Origin of the sequence: Pseudomonas fluorescens (assembly GCF_900215245.1) — a bacterium.
Taxonomy (GTDB): Bacteria; Pseudomonadota; Gammaproteobacteria; order Pseudomonadales; family Pseudomonadaceae; genus Aquipseudomonas; species Aquipseudomonas fluorescens.
This window is the reverse complement of the sequence record NZ_LT907842.1, coordinates 3,390,169-3,408,877: the sequence shown is the minus strand read 5'-3', so window position 1 is coordinate 3,408,877 and position 18,709 is coordinate 3,390,169. Positions and strand designations below refer to the sequence as shown.

Annotated in this window: 17 protein-coding genes and 1 other RNA gene; 4 read left to right on the top strand and 14 right to left on the bottom strand. The window is 61.2% G+C overall.

The annotated features are described in order from the left end of the window. Positions 1-2 precede the first annotated feature (2 nt). The 14 genes from CPH89_RS15835 to rsmI form a co-directional block, all read right to left on the bottom strand. Positions 3-959 (bottom strand): D-alanine--D-alanine ligase, encoded by a 957-nt coding sequence (locus tag CPH89_RS15835; protein WP_053254473.1) that lies wholly within the window; start codon positions 957-959, stop codon positions 3-5. After that, positions 956-2,401 carry a UDP-N-acetylmuramate--L-alanine ligase gene (murC, locus tag CPH89_RS15830; protein WP_053254472.1) on the bottom strand — a complete coding sequence of 482 codons (1,446 nt, stop codon included), beginning with the start codon at positions 2,399-2,401 and terminating at the stop codon, positions 956-958. The genes CPH89_RS15835 and murC overlap by 4 nt, the downstream gene beginning before the upstream one ends. After that, positions 2,394-3,464, bottom strand: a complete 1,071-nt coding sequence (gene murG / locus CPH89_RS15825) for an undecaprenyldiphospho-muramoylpentapeptide beta-N-acetylglucosaminyltransferase (RefSeq protein WP_053254471.1) — start codon at positions 3,462-3,464, stop codon at positions 2,394-2,396. Before murG ends, murC begins: the two co-directional genes overlap by 8 nt. Further along, positions 3,454-4,671, bottom strand: a complete 1,218-nt coding sequence (gene ftsW / locus CPH89_RS15820; protein WP_053254470.1) for a putative lipid II flippase FtsW — start codon at positions 4,669-4,671, stop codon at positions 3,454-3,456. Before ftsW ends, murG begins: the two co-directional genes overlap by 11 nt. Beyond that, on the bottom strand, positions 4,668-6,014 hold the full coding sequence (gene murD, locus CPH89_RS15815; RefSeq protein WP_053254469.1) for a UDP-N-acetylmuramoyl-L-alanine--D-glutamate ligase: 1,347 nt from the start codon (positions 6,012-6,014) through the stop codon (positions 4,668-4,670). The genes ftsW and murD overlap by 4 nt, the downstream gene beginning before the upstream one ends. Positions 6,015-6,020: 6 nt before the next feature. Further along, complete coding sequence (mraY, locus tag CPH89_RS15810; RefSeq protein WP_053254468.1) at positions 6,021-7,103, bottom strand: phospho-N-acetylmuramoyl-pentapeptide-transferase; 1,083 nt, start codon at positions 7,101-7,103, stop codon at positions 6,021-6,023. Next, the gene (locus CPH89_RS15805) at positions 7,103-8,473 is read right to left on the bottom strand and encodes a UDP-N-acetylmuramoyl-tripeptide--D-alanyl-D-alanine ligase (protein WP_053254467.1); all 1,371 of its coding nucleotides are present in this window, start codon (positions 8,471-8,473) and stop codon (positions 7,103-7,105) included. The genes mraY and CPH89_RS15805 overlap by 1 nt, the downstream gene beginning before the upstream one ends. After that, complete coding sequence (locus CPH89_RS15800) at positions 8,466-9,929, bottom strand: UDP-N-acetylmuramoyl-L-alanyl-D-glutamate--2,6-diaminopimelate ligase (RefSeq protein WP_053254466.1); 1,464 nt, start codon at positions 9,927-9,929, stop codon at positions 8,466-8,468. Before CPH89_RS15800 ends, CPH89_RS15805 begins: the two co-directional genes overlap by 8 nt. Then, positions 9,929-11,671, bottom strand: coding sequence for a peptidoglycan D,D-transpeptidase FtsI family protein (locus CPH89_RS15795; protein WP_167422776.1), 1,743 nt, complete (start codon positions 11,669-11,671; stop codon positions 9,929-9,931). The genes CPH89_RS15800 and CPH89_RS15795 overlap by 1 nt, the downstream gene beginning before the upstream one ends. After that, positions 11,671-11,964, bottom strand: coding sequence for a cell division protein FtsL (gene ftsL / locus CPH89_RS15790; RefSeq protein WP_003216203.1), 294 nt, complete (start codon positions 11,962-11,964; stop codon positions 11,671-11,673). The genes CPH89_RS15795 and ftsL overlap by 1 nt, the downstream gene beginning before the upstream one ends. Further along, positions 11,961-12,908, bottom strand: coding sequence for a 16S rRNA (cytosine(1402)-N(4))-methyltransferase RsmH (gene rsmH, locus CPH89_RS15785; RefSeq protein WP_053254464.1), 948 nt, complete (start codon positions 12,906-12,908; stop codon positions 11,961-11,963). Before rsmH ends, ftsL begins: the two co-directional genes overlap by 4 nt. Continuing rightward, the gene (gene mraZ / locus CPH89_RS15780; protein ID WP_003171868.1) at positions 12,905-13,360 is read right to left on the bottom strand and encodes a division/cell wall cluster transcriptional repressor MraZ; all 456 of its coding nucleotides are present in this window, start codon (positions 13,358-13,360) and stop codon (positions 12,905-12,907) included. The genes rsmH and mraZ overlap by 4 nt, the downstream gene beginning before the upstream one ends. A gap of 355 nt (positions 13,361-13,715) precedes the next feature. Beyond that, an RNA gene (rnpB, locus tag CPH89_RS15775) (RNase P RNA component class A) lies at positions 13,716-14,069 on the bottom strand. Between the two features lie 95 nt (positions 14,070-14,164). After that, a complete protein-coding gene (rsmI, locus tag CPH89_RS15770) occupies positions 14,165-15,070 on the bottom strand; it encodes a 16S rRNA (cytidine(1402)-2'-O)-methyltransferase (protein WP_096236822.1) in 906 nt (301 codons plus the stop codon). 176 nt (positions 15,071-15,246) lie between these two features. On the opposite strand from rsmI, the gene CPH89_RS15765 reads away from it, so the two are divergent. The 4 genes from CPH89_RS15765 to CPH89_RS15750 all read left to right on the top strand — a co-directional run bounded on the left by CPH89_RS15765 (position 15,247) and on the right by CPH89_RS15750 (position 18,693). Further along, positions 15,247-17,058 carry a penicillin-binding protein activator gene (locus tag CPH89_RS15765; protein ID WP_053254463.1) on the top strand — a complete coding sequence of 604 codons (1,812 nt, stop codon included), beginning with the start codon at positions 15,247-15,249 and terminating at the stop codon, positions 17,056-17,058. Then, positions 17,058-17,429: a YraN family protein gene (locus tag CPH89_RS15760; protein WP_053254462.1), complete on the top strand. Its 372-nt coding sequence runs from the start codon at positions 17,058-17,060 to the stop codon at positions 17,427-17,429. The genes CPH89_RS15765 and CPH89_RS15760 overlap by 1 nt, the downstream gene beginning before the upstream one ends. Before the next feature lie 92 nt (positions 17,430-17,521). Further along, complete coding sequence (locus tag CPH89_RS15755; RefSeq protein WP_007904374.1) at positions 17,522-18,115, top strand: phosphoheptose isomerase; 594 nt, start codon at positions 17,522-17,524, stop codon at positions 18,113-18,115. Beyond that, positions 18,112-18,693, top strand: a complete 582-nt coding sequence (locus tag CPH89_RS15750; RefSeq protein WP_053254461.1) for a BON domain-containing protein — start codon at positions 18,112-18,114, stop codon at positions 18,691-18,693. Before CPH89_RS15755 ends, CPH89_RS15750 begins: the two co-directional genes overlap by 4 nt. Positions 18,694-18,709 lie beyond the last annotated feature (16 nt).

Below are 18,709 nucleotides of genomic sequence, written 5' to 3'. Positions count from 1 at the left end.
GCTTAGCCTCTTGGCTCAATGCTGTCGGCCAGGATCGCCAGCACCAACTGCTGGAAATCCAAACCGGCTGCACGGGCGGCCATAGGTACCAGGCTGTGATCGGTCATACCGGGAGCAGTGTTGACTTCAAGGAACCAGAAATTCCCTTGGTCATCCTGCATCACGTCTGCCCGCGCCCAACCGGCGATACCCAGCGCCTCACAGGCTTTCGCCGTGAGGTCCATCAATTCCTGTTCCTTGATTGCGTCGAGGCCACACGGGATCCGGTACTGAGTATCGGAGGCCAGGTATTTGGCGTCGTAATCATAAAAGGTGTGGGGCGTGCCCAATGCGATAGGCGGCAATACCTGGCCACGCAGGGTGGCGATGGTGTACTCGGGACCCTGGATCCACTGTTCCACCAACACTTGCGAATCGTAGGTACTTGCCGCTTTCCATGCGTCGATCAATTCGGCGGCCGAGTTCACTTTGGCCATGCCGATACTGGAGCCTTCATGGGCAGGTTTGACGATCAAAGGCAGGCCCAGTTCCTTGGCCGCAGAAATACAATCGTCTTCGCTGCACAACACGCTGTGACGCGGGGTTGGAATACCCAGGCTGTGCCACACCTGCTTGGTGCGCAGCTTGTCCATGGCCAGCGCCGACGCGAGGATGCCGCTGCCGGTGTAAGGGATGCCGGCGCACTCGAGCAAGCCTTGCATGCTGCCGTCTTCACCGCCACGGCCGTGCAAAATAATGAAGGCGCGGTCGATCTTCTCGGCTTGCAGGCGGGCGAGGAAATCATCGCCCACGTCGATACCGAACGCGTTCACGCCGGCGCTTTGCAGCGCCTCAAGCACGGCGTTGCCGGACTTGAGCGACACGTCGCGCTCAGCGCTCTTGCCGCCAAACAGCACGGCCACGCGGCCGAAGTCAGCAGGCGCGACGGTGGAAAACAGGACGTCGTAGTGGCTGGTCATTTCGACTTCCCCTGTGCGGCTGCAAACAGCGGACTCGCGAGCAATTTAGGCGCAAGCCCGCCGATATCGCCGGCGCCCTGGCACAGCAGGATGTCGCCGGCGCGCAGCAGCGGCTTGACGATCGGCGCCAGGTCCACACCGCGCTCGATGTAGATCGGGTCCAACTGGCCACGCTGGCGGATGCTGTTGCACAGCTTGCGGCTGTCGGCACCCGGGATCGGCTCTTCACCGGCCGGGTAGACTTCCATCAACAGCAGCACGTTGGCATCGGCCAATACATTGACGAAGTCGTCGTACAGGTCGCGGGTACGGCTGTAGCGGTGCGGCTGGTACACCATCACCAGGCGACGCTCCGGCCAGCCACCGCGCACGGCTTTGATGACGGCTGCGACTTCGGTCGGGTGATGACCGTAGTCGTCCACCAGCATCACATCACCGCCGTCCACCGGCAGTTGGCCGTAGACCTGGAAGCGACGGCCGACACCGGCAAAGCGCGACAGGCCTTCGACAATAGCTTCATCGCTGACGCCCTCATCGGAGGCGATGCAAATCGTCGCCAGGGAGTTGAGCACATTGTGGTTGCCCGGCATGTTCACCGACACGTCCAGTGGCTCGCGCTCGGGGCGCAGCACGGTAAAGAAGGTTTGCATGCCTTCCTGACGCACATTGATCGCACGCACGTCAGCGTCTTCGCTGAAGCCATAGGTCACGGTTGGACGCTTGACCTGCGGCAGGATTTCGCGAACCACCGGATCGTCCAGGCACACCACGGCCAACCCGTAGAACGGCAGGTTGTGCAGGAACTCGACGAAGGTTTTCTTCAACTTGTTGAAGTCACCGTCGTAGGTCGCCATGTGGTCTTCGTCGATGTTGGTGACGACAGCGACCAGCGGCTGCAAATGCAGGAAGCTCGCATCGCTTTCATCGGCTTCGGCGATCAGGTAACGGCTGGTGCCGAGCTGGGCATTGGTGCCCGCGGCATTCAGACGACCACCGATCACGAACGTCGGGTCCAGGCCACCGGCCGCGAACACCGAAGCGATCAGGCTGGTGGTGGTGGTTTTGCCGTGGGTGCCGGCGACGGCGATGCCGTGGCGATAGCGCATCAGCTCGGCGAGCATCTCGGCACGCGGCACCACCGGAATACGCCGCTCAAGGGCAGTGGCCACTTCCGGGTTGGAGGTGTTCACGGCGCTGGAGACCACCAGCACGTCGGCCTCGGCGGCGTTCTCGGCACGGTGGCCGATAAAGATCTGCGCACCAAAACTCTTCAGGCGCTCAGTCACCGGCGACTCTTTCAAGTCGGAGCCGGACACCTGATAGCCGAGGTTCAACAGCACTTCGGCAATCCCGCACATGCCCACGCCGCCGATGCCGACGAAGTGAATGCGACGGATGCGGCGCATCTCGGGTTGTGGCATGGCTTTCTGATTCTCAACCATGGGCCACCTCCAGGCAGATATCGACCACGGTGCGGGTTGCGTCAGGTTTAGCCAGGCGGCTTGCGGTGCTCGCCATGCTGTTGAGTCGTTCCGGTTGCATCAAAACCTCGGTCAGGCGTGCGGCCAAATCGGCGGCGCCAGTCGTTCTTTGCGGCAGCAGGAAGGCAGCGCCCTCCCCGGCCAAATATTCGGCGTTGCGGGTCTGGTGATCGTCGATGGCATGGGGCAAAGGCACCAGCAAGGACGGCAGACCGGCCGCAGCCAGTTCACTGACGGTCAGCGCGCCTGCGCGACAGACCACCAGGTCGGCCCAGCCATAGGCGTGGGCCATGTCTTTGATGAAGGGCTGTACATTCGCCTCGACACCGGCCTCGCGATAGCGGGTGGCGGTGATTTCATCGTGGTGCTTGCCAGCCTGGTGGAAGATCTCCGGGCGCGATTGCACGGGGAGTTGCGCCAGCGCTTCAGGCAACAGTTTGTTCAGCGGCTCGGCGCCCAGGCTTCCGCCAAGGATCAGTAAGTTCGCCTTGCGCCCGGCCAATGGCTGGCGGGCAATGTCCATGAACAGCTCGGTACGCACCGGGTTGCCGGTGGTGCGAAGCTTGTCCGAGGCCGCAAAGGTTTTCGGGAAGGCCTCACACACTCGCGCGGCCAACGGCACCAGCAAACGGTTCGCGGTCCCGGCGACGGCGTTTTGTTCGTGCACAATCACCGGCACACCGGCGAGCTTGGCGGCGACACCGCCAGGGCCAGTCACATAACCGCCAAAACCCAGCACACAGACCGGTTTCAATTCACGAATAATTTTGCGCGCCTGCCAGACAGCCTTGAGCAACACGAACGGCGCCTTGAGCAGGGACAGCTTGCCCTTGCCGCGCAGGCCGGTGACGTTGATCAAATGCAGCGCCAAGCCGGCATTCGGCACCAATTCATTTTCAATGCCGCGCGGCGTACCGAGCCAATGCACGGTGTAGCCACGGTTCTGGAATTCCCGCGCGCAAGCCAGGGCCGGGAACACATGGCCCCCGGTGCCGCCCGCCATGATCAGCACATTAGCGCCCATGGGTCGGCTCCTCGGCAAAATCGCTCTCGCTGAATTCCATCTCTTCGCTGCCCAGGTGGGTTCGACTCTCCCACTCGATGCGCAGCAATAACCCGAGGCACGCGCAGCAAATCACCAACGAACTGCCGCCATAACTGAGAAACGGCAAGGTCAGGCCCTTGGTCGGCAGCAGGCCAACGTTCACACCGATGTTGATCAGGAACTGGCCGATCCACAGGAACGACAAGCCGTAGGCCACATACGCGGCGAAATACTGTTTGGCCTTCTCGGCCCACAAGCCGATGTACATGCCGCGTACACACACGAACACGAACAGCGCGACAGTGCACAGCGAACCGACCACCCCGAGCTCTTCGGCGAGTACCGAGAACACGAAGTCGGTGTGCGCTTCCGGCAGGTAGAACTGCTTCTGCACGCTGTTGCCCAGGCCCACGCCCAGCCACTCGCCGCGACCGAAGGCGATCAACGCCTGGGTCAACTGGTAACCGGAGCCGAACTGGTCGGACCAGGGGTCGGTAAAGGTAATCAGACGGGCCATCCGGTAGGGTTGCGCCTGCACCAGAACGGTCACTGCGGCCACGGCCAGCACCACCATCAAGGTGAAACGGAACAGGCCAACGCCCCCAAGGAACAGCATCGCTGCGGCGGCGCCCATCATCACCACGGTGGCACCGAAGTCAGGCTCCATCAGCAACAGGCCGGCCATGGGCAGCAGCACGATGAACGGCTTGAAGAAGCCCATCCAGCTTTCGCGCACTTCTTTCTGACGGCGGACCAAATAACCCGCGAGGTAGATCACCACGAAAACCTTGGCGATTTCCGACGGCTGCACGTTGAACGCACCGAAACCGATCCAGCGCATCGAACCGTTCACCTCGCGGCCGATGCCGGGGAGGATCACCATGACCAGCAAACCAAACGCACCGATCAGCATCAGCCAACCCAGGCGCTGCCAGGTGGCAATCGGAATCATCATGGTGACGATGCACGCGCCCAGACCAATCACCAGGTACACCAGGTGGCGGATCATCATGTACAGGGTGTTGCCCGACTGCACGGCGGCCACTTCGGAGGACGCTGACGTAATCATCACCAGGCCCAGGCCCAGCAGCGCGAGGCAACCGGCAAGCATCGGGAAGTCGAGGTCGATACCACGCCCGGTGATGATCGGCGACGGGTACGGCTTGATGATATTTCTGAAATTCATGCCAAGGCCTCCACGCCGCGGGCGAACAGCTGGCCGCGCTCTTCGTAGTTCTTGAACATGTCGAAGCTGGCGCACGCCGGCGACAGCAGCACGGCATCACCCGGCTGGGCCAGGGCTTGGCACTGGGTAATGGCGTCGTCCAGGGACGTGGCGCGCACTTGCGGCACAGCGTCACCCAAGGCGGCGGCGATCAGGTCGGCATCACGGCCCATCAGCACCACGGCGCGACAATGCGCAGCCACCGGCCCTTTAAGGTCCTTGAAGTCGGCACCCTTGCCATCGCCACCGGCGATCAGCACGAGCTTGCCTTCGATGTCGGCACCGAGGCCTTCGATGGCAGCCAGGGCCGCACCGACGTTGGTGGCCTTGGAATCGTTGTAATAGCTGACGCCATTGAGGTCGCGCACCCACTGGCAGCGGTGCTCAAGGCCGGCGAACGTACGCAGGCTGGACAACATGGCATCAAACGGCAGGCCCACAGCATGGCCCAGCGCCAGGGCGGCGAGGGCATTGGCCTGGTTATGCGCACCACGGATTTTCAGTTCGCGCACCGGCATCAGGTTCTGGAATTCGAAGGCCAGGTACTTCTCGCCGTTCTCTTCACGAATGCCGAATGCCTTGAAGTCGGGTTTGCCGAGACCGAAGGTCCAGCATGGCAGGCCCTCGCCCATCAGCGGACGGCTCAGGGCATCCTGGCGGTTGACCACCACTTGCCGGGCACCCCGGAAGATCCGGTGCTTGGCCAGGTGGTACGCCGGCAGGCCGCTGTAACGGTCCATGTGGTCTTCGCTGACGTTCAGCACGGTGGCCACTTCGGCACCCAGGTCGTGCGTGGTTTCCAGCTGGAAGCTCGACAGCTCCATCACGTACAGCTCGACGTCGTCGCTGAGCAGGTCCAGCGCCGGCGTGCCGAGGTTGCCGCCCACGGCCACGCGCTTGCCGGCCGCAACCGCCATCTCGCCGACCAGGGTGGTCACCGTGCTTTTTGCGTTGGAACCGCTGATGGCCACAATCGGCGCCTTGGCGTTACGTGCGAACAGGTCGATGTCGCCGGACAGCTTCACGCCACGCGCCGCTGCCGCTTGCAGGGCCGGTGTCGCCAGGGCCAGGCCGGGGCTCACGTAGAGCTCATCGGCGCGGCACAGAAACTCGACATCCAGCTCGCCACAACGCACTTCCACGTGCGGGTAGTCACGGCGCAGCGTGACCAGCTCCGGTGGATTTTCCCGCGTGTCGGCCACGGCAAACGACGTGCCCCGGTTCGCGAGGAAGCGAACCAGGGACATGCCGCTCTTGCCGAGGCCGACAACGATGCGGAAGTGGTCTGAAGCGATCAGGGACACTCGTTTCTACCTCAGTTTCAGGGTGGCAAGGCCGACCAGTACCAGAATCACGGTGATGATCCAGAAACGGACAATCACACGCGGCTCGGGCCAGCCCTTGAGTTCAAAGTGGTGGTGAATCGGCGCCATGCGGAACACGCGGCGCCCGGTCAATTTGAAGGAGGCCACCTGGATGACCACCGACAGGGTTTCCATCACGAACACACCGCCCATGATGAACAGCACGATTTCCTGGCGTACGATCACGGCGATGGTGCCCAAGGCTGCGCCCAGCGCGAGCGCGCCGACGTCACCCATGAAGACTTGTGCGGGATAGGTGTTGAACCACAGGAAGCCCAGGCCGGCACCGATCAGCGCGCCGCAGAACACGATCAACTCACCTGCGCCCGGCACATAAGGGATCAGCAGGTATTCAGCGAACTTCACGTTACCCGACAGGTAGCAGAAGATGCCGAGCGCGCCGCCCACCATCACCGTCGGCATGATCGCCAGGCCGTCGAGGCCATCAGTCAGGTTCACGGCGTTGCTGGAGCCGACGATGACGAAGTAGGTCAGCACCACGAAGCCAATGCCCAGTGGAATGCTCGCATCCTTGAGCATCGGGATGATCAAGGTGGTTTCCACGGCGCTCGGCGCAGTGGTGTAAAGGAAGATCGCCGCCGCAAGGCCGAACACCGACTGCCAGAAATATTTCCAGCGGCTCGGCAGGCCCTTGGAGTTCTTTTCGATCACTTTGCGGTAGTCATCGACCCAGCCGATGGCGCCGAACAGCAGGGTCACCAGCAGCACGACCCACACGTAGCGATTATGCAGGTCGGCCCACAGCAAGGTGCTGATGCCGATGGACGACAGGATCAGCGCGCCGCCCATGGTCGGGGTGCCGGACTTGGACAGGTGCGACTGCGGGCCGTCATTGCGAACCGATTGACCAATTTGCAGGCTCTGCAGGGTGCGGATCATCCACGGCCCCAGGAACAGCGACAGAGACAGCGCGGTCAGCACACCCAGAATCCCGCGCAGGGTCAGGTACTGAAAGACCGCGAAGCCTTTGTGGAACTGTTGCAGATACTCAGCCAGCAGCAGCAGCATTAATGTTTCTCCGTACTTGAGCCACACAAGGCCGCGACGACGTTTTCCATCACCGCGCTGCGCGATCCCTTGATCAAAATGGTTGTGTGTTTGTCTTGTTCAGCAACGCCCAGCGCCTGGATCAGCTCGGCCTGGGTTGCAAAATGCCGCGCGCCGGGACCGAAGGCGTTTACTGCGTGAGCCATGTTCGGGCCGACGGCGTAGAGCGCATCGACTTTGCCTGTGGCGTAGGCGCCGACTTCGCGATGGGACTGTTCGGCCCAATCGCCCAGCTCGGCGATATCGCCCAGCACCAACACCTTGCGACCCTCGAAGCCTTTGAGCAGGTCAATGGCGGCACAGACCGAGGACTGGTTGGCGTTGTAAGTGTCATCAATCACGCGCATGCCATTGGTAGCCAACTGCGCAACGGTGCGGCCTTTAACCGGCTGCACCGCGCCCAGGCCGGTGGCGATGCCGAACAGCGACACACCCAGGGCATGGGCGGCAGCAGCGGCGGCCAGGGCATTGGCGACGTTATGGTTGCCCAGCAGATTCAGCTGCACGTGCTCGCTGCCTTGCGGGGTGTGCAAGGTGAAGGACGGGCAACCACGGGCGTCGACGGTGATACGGGAGGCGTGGAAATCAGCCGCTGCGTTCAGCACGGCAAACGTCAGGACCTTGCGACCGGCGGCGCGTACACGCCAGGTCTCGAAAGCCTTGTCGTCGAGGTTCAGCACGGCGGTGCCCGACGCATCGAGGCCCTCCAGGATTTCGCCCTTGGCCTCGACGATTTTTTCCGGGCCGCCGAACTCGCCAACGTGAGCGGTACCGGCGTTATTGATGATCGCAACGTGGGGCTTGGTCAGCGCCACGGTGTAGGCAATTTCGCCGATACGCGAAGCGCCCAGTTCGATCACCGCCGACGTGTGTTCCGGGGCCAGTTCGAGCAGGGTCAGCGGAGCGCCGAAATCATTGTTCAGGTTGCCACGGGTAGCGAGGACCGGCCCGCGCGTGCGCAGCACGCCTGCAAGCAATTCCTTGACCGTGGTTTTGCCGCTGGAGCCGGTGATGGCGGCAACCGGCTTATTAAAGGCGGCGCGGTTCAGCGCCCCGAGTTGGCCCAACGCCAGGCGAGTGTCAGCGACCAACAACTGCGGCAAGCTGGAATCCGCTACTTCGCGCTGTACCAAGGCGCCGACGGCCCCTTTGGCGGCCACTTCGTTCAGGTAGTCGTGACCATCGAAACGCGGGCCGGCCAATGCGACAAACAGTTGCCCCGGCGTGATGTTGCGACTGTCGATACTGACGCCGTCGAAGCTGCAATCGCTCGACAGTACGCGGGCCGACAAGGCCTGGGTCAGTTCGCTGAACTTCATCGCCTTAAGCATGGGCAACCTCCCAGGCCGTCAGGGCGTGATCGGCTTCGACCAGGTCGGAGAAGGCATGGCGTTCGCCGTTGATTTCCTGGTAGTCCTCGTGACCTTTACCAGCCAGCACCACGACATCGTCAGCGCTGGCGCTGGCGATCAGTTGCGCAATGGCTGCGCCGCGACCGGCAACGAAGCTCACCTTGGAGGCGTCTTTAAAGCCGACACGGATGTCATCGAAAATCTGGCTCGGGGCTTCGCTGCGTGGGTTGTCATCAGTGACGAGCACGCCATCGGCCAAACGCTCGACGATCTCGGCCATCAACGGACGTTTGCCGCGATCGCGATCACCGCCGCAGCCGAACAGGCAGAGCAATTTGCCCTTGGCGTGTGGGCGCAAGGCTTCGAGCACTTTCTCCAAGGCGTCCGGTGTATGGGCGTAATCGACCACCACCAGCGGCTGGTTGCCGCCACCCAAACGTTGCATGCGACCGGCCGGGCCTTCCAGTTTTGGCAGCACGCGCAGGATTTCATCCAGCGCATAGTCCAGACCGAGCAGTGCGCCGATGGCGGCAAGCACGTTGCTCAGGTTGAAACGGCCGAGAAGTGCGCTGCGCAAGTGGTGCTCGCCCTGCGGCGTAACCAACGTGGCAAGCACGCCTTCGTCATTGAATTGCGCGTCACGGCAATACAGGTACGCACTGGAATCCTCCAGGCTGTAGCTGATCAGGCGTGCTTCGCTGTCTTCAGCCGCCAGCTGGCGACCGAACGCGTCATCCAGGTTCACCACCCGGCACTTCAGGTCATTCCAGGCAAACAGCTTGGCCTTGGCGGCGGCGTACGCCTCCATGGTGCCGTGGTAATCGAGATGATCGCGGGACAGGTTGGTCATCACCGCCACGTCAAACGCCAGGGCAGACACACGCCCCTGGTCCAGGCCGTGTGAGGAGACTTCCATGGCCACCGCCTTGGCACCGGCCTTTTTCAGGTCGGCCAGCGTGGCTTGCACGGCAATCGGGTTCGGCGTGGTGTGCAGGCCGCTTTGCAGCGCGCCATAAAAACCCGTGCCCAGGGTGCCGACGATGCCGCAATGCTGACCCAGCTGGTCAAGGGCTTGCGCGACTAATTGGGTCACACTGGTCTTGCCGTTGGTGCCGGTCACGCCCACCAGGTTCAATTGGCGGCTCGGGTCGCCATAGAAACGCCCGGCAATATCCGACAGCTGCGCTGCCAGCCCTTTGACCGGAATCAGCGGCACATCGGTGATCGGCAACACAGTGGCGCCGTCCACTTCATAAGCAACCGCAGCCGCACCGCGCGCCAGGGCATCAGCGATGTGCGCACGGCCATCGAGCTTGCCGCCCGGCACCGCCAGGAACAGGTCACCGGCGCGGACATTACGGCTGTCCAGGCTCAACTCGCGAATCAGCAGATCGCGTCCGGCGTGGGCAAAAATCTTGTTCAAACTAAGAGACATCAGCCGCGCCCTCCATTGGCTTTGGCAGCAGCGGCCGGTGGTCCGGCGTTCGCTTGTTGAGTCGGCGGCAAGTTGTCCGGCGTGATGTTCATCAGGCGCAGGGTGCCGGACATCACTTTGCTGAACACGGGTGCCGATACCAGACCACCGAAGTAGCCGGCCTTACTCGGTTCATCAATCACCACCACAATGGCGTAGCGCGGGTCGCTCATCGGCCCGAAGCCGGCGAACAGCGAACGGTAGGAGTTTTCGGCGTAACCCTTGGTGCCCACCGACGTTTTACGGGCGGTACCCGACTTGCCGGCCACGTGATACGCCGGCACCTGGGCACGGAATACACCGCGCGGCGCTTCGATCACTTGTTGCAGCATGCCTTGCATGGTCTTGGCGACGCTTTCCGGGATGACCTGGGTGGCTTTCGGCGCTTCGTCGACGTGGATCAAGCTCAACGGAACCATACGGCCATTATTGGCCAATACAGAGAAGGCATGGGCCAACTGGATCGCCGTGACCGACAGCCCGTAGCCGTAGGACAGCGTAGCGGTCTCGGCTTTTTTCCAGTCGCGGTAGTTCGGCAGGTTGCCCACGCGCTCACCCGGGAAATCCAGGCCGGTGGGTTGCCCCAAGCCGATTTTTTGCGCCAGGTGGTAGATGGTTTCGCCGCCGATATCGAAGGCGACCTTACTCATGCCCACGTTACTGGAGTTGATCAGAATACCGGTCAAATCCAGCACCGGGCCTTCGGTACGGGATACGTCACGAATGGTGTATTTGCCCAACTGCAGGGTGCCCGGGTAAACCTCGACTTTGTCGCTTGGCTTCCAGCGCCCGGTTTCCAGGGCGGCACTCATGGAGATGGCTTTCATGGTCGAACCGGGCTCGAACACGTCGATCATTGCGCGGTTGCGCATCATCGCCGGCTGCAGGTTGCGACGGTTGTTCGGGTTGTAGGTCGGCTGGTTGACCATGGCGAGGATCTCGCCGGTCTTCACGTCCATGATCACCAGGCTGCCAGCCTTGGCGCCGTTTTCGATGATTGCGTTACGCAGTTCACGGTTGGCCAGGTACTGCAGGCGCAGGTCAATCGACAACGCCAAGGGCTTACCGGCCTTGGCGTTTTTGGTGACCTGGACATCCTTGATCAGTCTGCCGCGCCGATCCTTGATGACCTGGCGCTTGCCAGGAACGCCCGCCAGCCATTCATCGTAGGCCAGCTCCACGCCCTCACGGCCATGGTCATCGATGTCGGTAAAGCCAACCATATGCGCGGTGGTTTCACCGGCTGGGTAGAAACGACGAAACTCCTCGATGCCGTAGACACCGGGGACTTTAAGGTCGAGCACTTGCTGGCCTTGCTCGGGGGTGAGCCCGCGCACCAGGTAGATGAATTCTTTATTGGCCTGGGCTTCCAGGCGTTCGGCCAAGGCTTTCGGGTCCTGACCCAGGGCAGCTGCAAGCTCTGGCCACTTTTCCTTGGCGGTTTGCAGTTCCTTGGCGTTGGCCCACAGGGTGGTCACCGGGGTACTGACGGCCAGGGGCTCACCGTTACGGTCAGTGATCAGGCCGCGGTGCGCAGGAATCGGGATGTGCCGCAGGCTACGGGCATCGCCCTGACCAATCAGGAAGTCACGGTCGACCACTTGCAGATCGATGATCCGCCAGGCAATCGCGGCCACCATGAGTGCCAGCAAGCCCAGCATCAGGCGGAAGCGCCATGGGTAGAGTGCGCCTTCAAGTTTCATCATGGCGCCACCATACGAACTTCGGCCGCGCCCGGAATATGCATTTTCAGCTGTTCGGTGGCCAATACTTCGATGCGGCTATGGGCCGTCCAGGTACTTTGCTCAAGGATCAACCGGCCCCACTCCGCCTGCGCTTTATCGCGCACGCTCAATTCCCCATAAAGGGTATTGAGCAATTGGCGGTTGTAGTGGGCGCTGTAGGACACCGCAATCGCGGACACCAGCACGCCGACAAACAACAGCAACATAAAGAAGCTGCCGCCCGGGAGGGGCTTGGCGAAAAGCTTGCTCACCGCAACTTCTCCGCGACGCGCATGACGGCGCTACGGGCACGTGGGTTGGCCTTGAGTTCGGCTTCGGAAGCGAACTGCGCTTTGCCATGAATTTTGATTTTCGGCACAAAGGCTTCAAACCGTACCGGCAGGTTGCGCGGCAGGTTATCGGACTCGCCCTTGACCAGACGGCGCATGAACAGCTTGACGATGCGGTCTTCCAGGGAGTGGAAGCTGATCACCACCAGGCGACCACCCACTTCGAGGGCCTCCAGTGCGGCTCCGAGGCCGGCTTCCAGATCGCCCAATTCGTTATTGACGTGAATGCGCAGGCCCTGAAATGCGCGGGTCGCAGGGTTCTTGCCCTTTTCCCACGCCGGGTTGGCGACTTTCAGCACTTCGGCCAGGTCGGCGGTGCGTTCAAACGGCTGGATCTCGCGGCGCTCGACAACGGCGCGCGCCATACGGCCAGCGAAACGCTCTTCGCCGTATTCCTTGAACACACGGGTGATTTCTTCATGGGGCGCGGTGGCGATGAACTGCGCGGCACTGATGCCGCGAGTAGGGTCCATGCGCATATCGAGCGGGCCGTCGTTCATGAAGCTGAAGCCGCGCTCCGGGTCGTCAAGCTGTGGCGAAGACACGCCCAGGTCGAGCAGAACCCCGGCCACCTTGCCTGCCATGCCGCGCTCGGCCACTTCGGCACCCAGCTCGGCAAAGCTACGCTGCACAACGACAAAGCGGCCGTCTTCGGCCGCTAGCGCTTGCCCGGTGGCAATCGCTTGAGGGTCTTTGTCAAACCCGAGGAGTTTGCCGCCAGGCCCGAGCTGGCTGAGTATCAACCGGCTGTGCCCGCCCCTGCCGAAGGTGCCATCCAAATAGCAGCCATCCGCGCGTACGGCGAGAGCCTCAACGGCTTCGTCAAGCAGTACGGTGATGTGGTTAAAGCCGCTATCAATAGTCACAGGATCAAATCACGCAGTTCATCAGGCATAGCGCCCGGTTGTTGAATAGCAGCCAGGTCAGCTGCAGACACAGCATCCCAGGCATCTTCGTCCCACAATTGGAACTTGTTCAGTTGGCCGACCAGCATTGCGCGCTTATCCAGCTTGGCGTACTCGCGCAAACGCGGAGGCACCAGGAAACGACCGCTGCCATCGAGTTCTAGGTCGACGGCATTACCGATCAGCAGACGCTGCAGGCGGCGGTTTTCTTCACGCAATGAAGGCAGGGCGCGCAACTTGGTTTCGATCAACTCCCACTCATCGAGCGGGTAAACACACAAACAAGGGTCAACGGCGTCAATCGTGATGATTAACTGGCCTGAACTTCGCGAAATGAGCTCGTCACGATACCGGCTCGGCATGGCGAGACGGCCTTTTGCATCGAGACTGATAGCGTTAGCTCCGCGAAACACAGATGCGTTTCTCCAAATTTTAGCGTTTTACGTTCAAAAAACCCACTTTGTGCCACTTTCCGCCACTTGCGCACACTATAGGAATGCGCCCACCACACCGTCAAGGCGCGGATTCAAGGAAAAGCCTTACAGAACGGAGATTTAGGAACGTAAAAGGAGGAGAAACGAGAGTTTGGCGATGTTTTTGACTCAACAACCGCAGATAGCTCAAAGCGCTATGGCTTAAAGTTAAAGTAATTTATTAAGAGTAAGATTTTTTTGGTATTACGAAGATGCATCTGCCAATGATTTGGCAGGGAGGGATTCTTGCGTTACTACCGGTTTTCTGCACGAGACTCGAACAGAAGGAAAAAAGGTGGAGAGTCGATCTGTAAGCCGGGTTCTGTCTTGAACAGTCATTCGTCTACGATGGCCATCACTGGACATCTTTAGCAACCTACCCGGTCCCAGCGCGGGCCACGCCTTGGGACCCTATTTGGTCTTGCTCCAAGTGGGGTTTACCTAGCCACGAACTGTTGCCAGTCGTGCGGTGCGCTCTTACCGCACCTTTTCACCCTTACCGGCACCGAAGTGCTTAGGCGGTTATTTTCTGTGGCACTTTCCGTAGGCTCACGCCTCCCAGGCATTACCTGGCACTTCGCCCTATGGAGCCCGGACTTTCCTCCCCCCCCTAATTTTCATAGAGGGCAGCGACTGTCCAATCGACTCTCCGCCGCGCAGGTTAACGGCACGGCGGGCTCAGGACAAGTATTAAAGTACAGCAATGCCATCACGTTCAGACGGAATACCGGTTTAACCCCGGAACTATTCGGCTTTCTGTTTATCCAGCGCGACCTGATAAAGCACATTCTTACGCACACCGGTAATTTCAGCCGCCAAGGCTGCTGCACGCTTGAGTGGCATCTCCTTGAGCAACAGATCCAGCACTCGCATGGCTTCGCTGCCCACGGCATCTTCATCTTCCGGCGCCGTCCAACCGGCCACCAGCACCACACATTCGCCGCGCTGTTGATTGCTGTCGCCCTCGACAAAGGCTCGCAACTCTTCAAGCGGCAAGCCCTTGAGGGTTTCGAAGGTCTTGGTCAGCTCCCGCGCCAACAGTGCCAGGCGCTCGCCGCCAAACACCAGTTCCATATCCTGCAAACATTCCAGAATGCGGTGCGGGGCTTCGTAGAAGATCAAGGTGCGCGGTTCTTCCTTTAACGCTTGCAGACGCGCGCGACGACCAACCGCCTTGGCCGGCAGGAAACTTTCAAAGATAAACCGGTCCGAGGGCAACCCGGCCGCCGATAATGCAGCAATCAGCGCGCACGCCCCCGGAACAGGCACTACATTGATACCAGCGGCACGGGCCTGGCGGACCAGGTGGTAGCCGGGATCGGAAATCAACGGCGTGCCGGCATCCGAGATCAACGCCACGTCATCACCGGCCAGCAAGCGCGTGATAAAACGGCTGCCTTCTTCGCGCTCGTTGTGTTCATGGCAGGCAGCTAATGGTGTGCTGATACCAAAATGCTGCATCAAACGCTGGGAGTGCCGCGTGTCTTCTGCCGCGATCAGTTTTACCTCGCGCAGCACTTTCAGCGCCCGGGCACTGATGTCGTCCAGGTTGCCAATGGGCGTCGCCACGACAAAAAGCGAGCCTGCAGTGGAATTCAAAGGACCTGGAGCAGTCAAAACGCACACCTCGATGGTTGGCAAAAGCCGCATTGTAACGCGTAGGCGCCTTGAAAATATGCCATCAGCGCTGATGCCTTTTCAGCCGCCGATGACGAATAGCAACATTTACATGACCTAAATCGATGGTTTAACGCCAGTAACATCGCGCCTGGGCCAGTGCTTGGGTACAATTCCACGCTAATTTGATCGGTATCAGGAACACTTACATGATCGCTTGCCTGCGGCTGCTCTCCGCCCTCTGCCTCGCTGCCTTATTGGCCGCTTGCGCCAGCTCGCCCTCGTCCAGCCTTGGCGACCTCCCCCGGACCCCGGACGCCAGTATCGAGCAACTGCTCGAACAGGCCACTTCCGCCAAGACGCCAGAAAAGGCCGCGTTGTTGCGCCTGAGTGCGGCAGACCTGGCCTACCACCAGAACAATCCTGGCCGTTCGTCGCAGATTCTTGCGCAGGTGCCCCTGGATGTCCTGAAGCCGGCCGCGCAAGTATTTGCCAGCACGCTGGCTGCCGAATTGGCCATGGCGCGTAATCAGCCCAAGGCTGCACTGGCCGCCCTGAACCATCCCAGCCTGCAAAGCCTGAAGGAGCTGCCGACAGACCAGCAGGTCCGTACCGGCACCGTGCATGCGCGCGCTTATGAAGCAGATGGCCAGACCCTGGCAGCCGCTCGCGAGCGTGTCGCCATGGCCCCGCTGCTGACCGGTGACGCCGCCAAGAGCAACCACGAAGCCATCTGGACGTTGATTGCCGCGCTACCGGCCGACCAACTGCAAGCCAGCGGCAACCCGACACTCGACGGCTGGATCAGCCTGGCCAAGGCCGTCAAGGGCGCTGGAACCCTGGAGCAGCAACAAGCCGCTATCGATACCTGGCGCGCTCAGAACCCGGGCCATCCAGCGGCGGTGGATCTGCCAACCCCGCTGACCAAACTCAAGGAGCTGGCCAGCCAGCCCCTGAGCAAAATCGCCCTGCTGCTGCCGCAGGAGGGTCCGCTGGCCTCGGTCGGCAAGGCACTGCGCGAAGGCTTCATGGCCGCGCACTACCAGGCGGAACAAGCCGGACAGAAGCCGCCAGTCATCGAGTTTTATGACAGTTCGCGCCTGACCTCCATCGACGACTTCTACGCCAAGGCCCAGGCGGCCGGCGTACAACTGGTGGTCGGCCCGCTGGAGAAACCGCTGGTCAAACAACTGGCTGCTCGCCCGCAACTGCCGATTACCACCCTGGCGTTGAACTACAGCGAAGTCGATCAAAACCCGCCGCAACTGTTCCAGTTCGGCCTGGCTGCTGAAGACGAAGCCCGCGAAGTCTCGCGCCGCGCCCGCGCCGACGGCTTGCATCGCGCCGCCGCCATGGTGCCCCGTGGCGAATGGGGCGAGCGTGTCTACAAGGCCTTCCGTCAGGACTGGGAAGCCAATGGCGGCACCGTCGTCGGCGTCGAATATGTCGATCAGCCGGTCGCCCTGGCCCAACAGATTGCCGACCTGTTCCAACTGCGTAAAAGCGAAGGTCGCGCCAAGAGCCTGCAAAACACCGTCGGCACCGACGTAGCGGCGCAACCTTCGCGCCGCCAGGACATCGAGTTCATCTTCCTGGCCGTGACACCGCAACTGGCCCAGCAGATCAAACCGACCCTGAACTTCCAGTACGCCGGTGATGTGCCTGTGTATGCGACGTCCCACGTATTCAGCGCCAGTGGCGACAAAAACCAGTACCTGGACATGACTAACGTGATGTTCTGCGAAACCCCTTGGCTGCTCAACACCACCGACCCGCTGCGCAACCAGGTTGCCGCGCAATGGCCACAGGCCAATGGCAGCCTCGGCCGCCTGTATGCGATGGGCGTGGACGCCTACCGCCTGGCACCGCGCCTGGGCCAACTCAAGGCGCTGCCGGACACCCGCGTTGACGGTCTCTCGGGCAACCTGGGCATCAGCGCCAACCAGCGCGTTGACCGCCAGATGCCGTGGGCGAAGTTCGTCGGCGGTGCTATCCAGCGTCTGCCGGACACCCCGCGCTGATGCCCGAGCGGTCCAGCGCACAAAGCGGCAAGGATGCCGAACTGCAAGCTCTCGAGTACCTTCAACAACAGGGTCTGCGCCTTCTGGCGCAGAACTGGTTGTGTAAACGCGGTGAGCTTGATCTGGTCATGCTTGACGGCGATACAGTAGTATTCGTCGAAGTCCGCTACAGAAAACACGCACAATGGGGTGGCGCGCTCGCCAGTATCGACGGGCGCAAGCGTCAGAAGCTGATACTCGCTGCGCAGTTTTTCCTGCAAAAAGAGCATCGCTGGGCTGACTACCCCTGCCGTTTCGATGTGGTTGCCATAGAAAGCACACCGTCTGGTCCTGCTGATCCGAACTGGCTCAAAGATGCCTTCGACAGCTGATTCGCCGGACATCTTCACCACACACTTTTGCTCTTTGCTTTGCGGGCTGCACATTCCTGTGCCAAACAGCCGCGCTACTTAAGGTCACACAGATGGACATGCAATCCCGAATTCGCCAGCTTTTCCAGGCCAGCATCGACACCAAGCAACAGGCGATGGACGTACTTGCACCGCACATCGAGCAAGCCAGTCAGGTCATGGTCAATGCCTTGCTCAACGAGGGCAAAATGCTTTCGTGCGGCAACGGCGGTTCGGCCGGTGATGCCCAGCACTTTTCCTCCGAGCTGCTCAACCGCTTCGAGCGCGAGCGCCCGAGCCTGCCGGCCATCGCCTTGACCACCGACTCGTCGACGATCACCTCGATCGCCAACGACTACAGCTACAACGAAATCTTCTCCAAGCAGATCCGTGCCCTTGGCCAACCGGGTGATGTGTTGCTGGCGATTTCCACCAGCGGCAACTCGGCAAACATTATTCAAGCGATCCAGGCCGCACATGATCGCGAAATGATTGTCGTAGCATTGACCGGTCGCGATGGCGGCGGCATGGCCTCGCTGCTGTTGCCTGAAGACGTGGAGATCCGCGTCCCGGCCAATGTCACCGCACGTATTCAAGAAGTCCACCTGCTGGCGATCCATTGCCTGTGCGATTTGATCGACAGCCAACTGTTCGGGAGTGAAGAATGACCGTTAACCGCATCAGCCTTTTGGCCATTACGCTGTGCCTCGCCATCAGCGGCTGCAGCACGGCAATCACTGCGACACGTGACACCCCCATCCAGGACGACAAGGGCACACGCACCTTCGGCAGCAAGATTGACGACTCGTTGATCGAAACCAAAGTCGAAGTGAACGTCGCCAAGGCCGCCACCGACCTCGGCAACGGCGCGTCACGCATTGTCGTGACCAGCTTCAACGGCGTGGTATTGCTCGCCGGCCAAACCCCGCGTGCCGACCTCAAGGCGCAGGCTGAACAAGCGGCCGCCAGCGTGCAACGGGTGAAAAAGGTTCACAACGAACTGCAAGTCATGGACCCGATCACACTGCTGGCCATCAGCAACGATGCCCTGCTGACCACCAAGATCAAGGCGCAGATGCTGACCGACAACGCGATCCCTGGCTCGCGCATCAAGATCGTCACCGACAATGGCATCGTCTACATGATGGGCCTGCTGACCCAGGCGGAAGCCACCCGCGCGGCCAACCTGGTACAGGGTGTGTCCGGCGTGCAGAAAATCGTCAAAGTGTTCGAATACATCGACTGATGTAAACGACAGCCAC